This is a genomic window from Parolsenella sp. (genome assembly GCF_982402205.1).
Window position 1 is genome coordinate 1 of the sequence record NZ_CEVYAT010000179.1, and the last position, 2,664, is coordinate 2,664.

Sequence of the window (2,664 nt, forward strand, 5' to 3'; positions counted from 1 at the left end):
TCGACCGCATCGCCACGCAGAGCTACGGCATGGTGTTGGCCACCGGCACCGAGCAGATGAGCGCCGCCGCGAGCGATAACGCCTCCAGCAGCGATGACGCCACCTCCACCGACGTGGCCGAGCAGGGCGCGAGCGACGCTGCCTCCCAGGAGGGCTCCAAGCTCAGCTCCGAGGAGGTCGCCAGCCAGCTCGGCGACGCCCAGCAGACCCAGGGCGACGGCTCCGCCGCCGGTGCTAATGCAGCCGATGTGGACTCGCTCGCCTAAGGGCCCCCGCTCGCGCCAAGTTGCGTAAACTGAGACGCATGAATTCACGAGACTCAAGAAACACCCGCGGGCGCAACGGGCGCCCGCGCACAACCGGCAACCGCGCGCGCTCCACGTCTTCGTATGACGAGGAGCGCGCCGCACGTCGCGGCGGCGGCTCCTCCCGGGGCGGCTCGTTCAAGATCCCGCCCGCGCTGCTCGTCCTGTTTGGCATCGTCATCCTGCGCCTCGCGTGGCTGCAGGTGATAGACGCCGGACGCCTGTCCGCCAAGGCCGACGCGCTCACCACGAGCAATGTCACGATTCAGGCCAAGCGCGGCACCATCTACGACCGCAACGGCAACGTGCTCGCCACGAGCGTCGAGTGCCGCACGCTCTACTGCAACCCCTCCATCATCGAGGACAAGAACGCCGTGGCCTCCGTGCTCGCCGACAAGCTCGGCGGCGACGCGAGCGACTACCTCTCGACCCTTTCGCAGAACACCACCTTCGCCTATCTCAAGCGCCAGGTCGACACCGACGTGGCCGCAGACGTCGTCAACACCCTGGCGTCCGACCAGATCAGTGGCGTCTACACCCTCGCCGACGTCAAGCGCGTCTACCCCTATGGCGAGACGGGCGGCCAGGTGCTTGGCTTCATCGGTACCGACGGCCACGGCCTGTCGGGCCTCGAGCTGCAGTACGACGACATCCTGAGCGGCACCGACGGCGAGATGCTCATGGAGCGCGGCCGCGATGGCACCCCCGTGGCGGGCGGCGTCTCCGAGACCCACGAGGCCACCGACGGCACCGACATCATCGTCTCGCTCGACGTCAACGTGCAGCGCGTGGCCGAGGAGCAGCTCACCCAGGCCATGAGCGACACCGAGGCCAAGAGCGGCAACGTTGTCGTCACCGTGCCCGACACCGGCGAGATCCTCGCGGCCTGCTCGTGGCCCATGTTCGACCCGAGCGATCCCTCGACGGTTACCAACGAGGCCCTGAAGCTCATGAGCGTGAGCGACTCCTACGAGCCGGGCTCGACCTTCAAGAGCCTTACGATGGCCATTGGCTACGAGACGGGCACCATCAACAAGAACTCGACCTTCACCGTGCCCGCCAAGGTCATGGTGGGCGACGACGGCGTCACCGACGACGACGGCCGCGACTACACGATGGACATGACCCCCACCGAGATCATGCGCCGCTCGTCCAACGCGGGCGCGGCCATGGTGGGCATGGCCATCGGCGCCGACAAGTTCAGCGAGGGCATTTCCTCGCTGGGCATTGGCCAGACCACGGGCATCGACTTCCCGGGCGAGAGCGCGGGCATCGTGCCCTCGCGCGACGAGTACACGGGGGCCACTGTGGGCGCCGCCGCCTTTGGCCAGGGCGTGGCCTTCCCCTCGATCCAGCTCGTGCGTGCCGTGGGCGCCATCGCCAACAAGGGCACGCTCGTGACCCCGCATTTCCTGGTCCAGAAGGGTGGCGAGAAGGCAGACTGGGGCGAGGGCGCGCGCGTCCTGTCCGAGCAGACCTGCGAGAACGTCATCGGCGATATGCGCGAGGTCGTGCTCGACGGCACGGGCGTCAAGGCCCAGCTCGAGGGCTACGACGTGGTTGGCAAGACCGGCACCGGCCAGCAGGCCCTCGACACCGGCGGCTACCTCGACAACTCCTTCCTCAGCTCGTTTATCGGCTTCGCCAACGGCGAGGACGCGGCGGCCCTGTGCTACGTCGGCGTCTACGGCACCTCCTACCACGGAAGCGCCGTGGCCCAGAACTTCTCGGCTATCATGAATGAGGCCCTTACCGACCTAAACGTACCCAAGCAAAACTAGGGCGTGCAGCCCTTTTGCGGGGCGAGCAACCCTCACGGGAGATTCGCATGATTGAGTGCACATCGTCTGACATCTGCTTGGCCACCTCGGCCGCGTTCCTCTCGGGCACCGGCGACGAGCGCGCCCGCGGCGTCGCCATCGACTCGCGCAAGGTGGGGGAGGGCACGCTCTTCGTGGCGTTCCCCGGCGAGCGCGTTGACGGCAACGACTACGTGGCGGCCGCCATCGAGGCCGGCGCCGGCGTCGTCGCCGTGACCCGCGAGCCCGACGCCGTGGCCCTCGAGGCCGCCGCTGCCTGCGGCTGCGCCATTGTGCGCTGCGAGGCCGATGACGCCACCGAGTTCATGCTGCGCCTCGCCGGCTGGTGGCGCGAGCGCCACGACTGGTGCGTCGTGGGCGTCACGGGCTCGGTGGGCAAGACCACGACCAAGGACATGCTCGCCGCCTCGCTCGGCACCACCTGGCGCACCCACGCTACGGCGGGCAACTTCAACAACCTCATCGGCGTGCCCATCACCCTGCTCGAGGCGCCCGAGGACGCGCAGGTCCTCGTGGTCGAGATGGGCATGAACCACCCC

At 68.3% G+C, this 2,664-nt stretch carries 3 protein-coding genes; all 3 read left to right on the plus strand.

The annotated features are described in order from the left end of the window. Positions 1-266, plus strand: a 266-nt coding sequence (locus AC1VTH_RS07750) for a hypothetical protein (RefSeq protein WP_481335564.1), incomplete at its 5' end; no start/stop codon positions are given. A gap of 38 nt (positions 267-304) precedes the next feature. Then, positions 305-2,086, plus strand: a complete 1,782-nt coding sequence (locus AC1VTH_RS07755; RefSeq protein WP_293673731.1) for a peptidoglycan D,D-transpeptidase FtsI family protein — start codon at positions 305-307, stop codon at positions 2,084-2,086. Between the two features lie 47 nt (positions 2,087-2,133). Next, a partial coding sequence (locus tag AC1VTH_RS07760) for a Mur ligase family protein (RefSeq protein ID WP_481335566.1) occupies positions 2,134-2,664 on the plus strand: 531 nt, incomplete at its 3' end.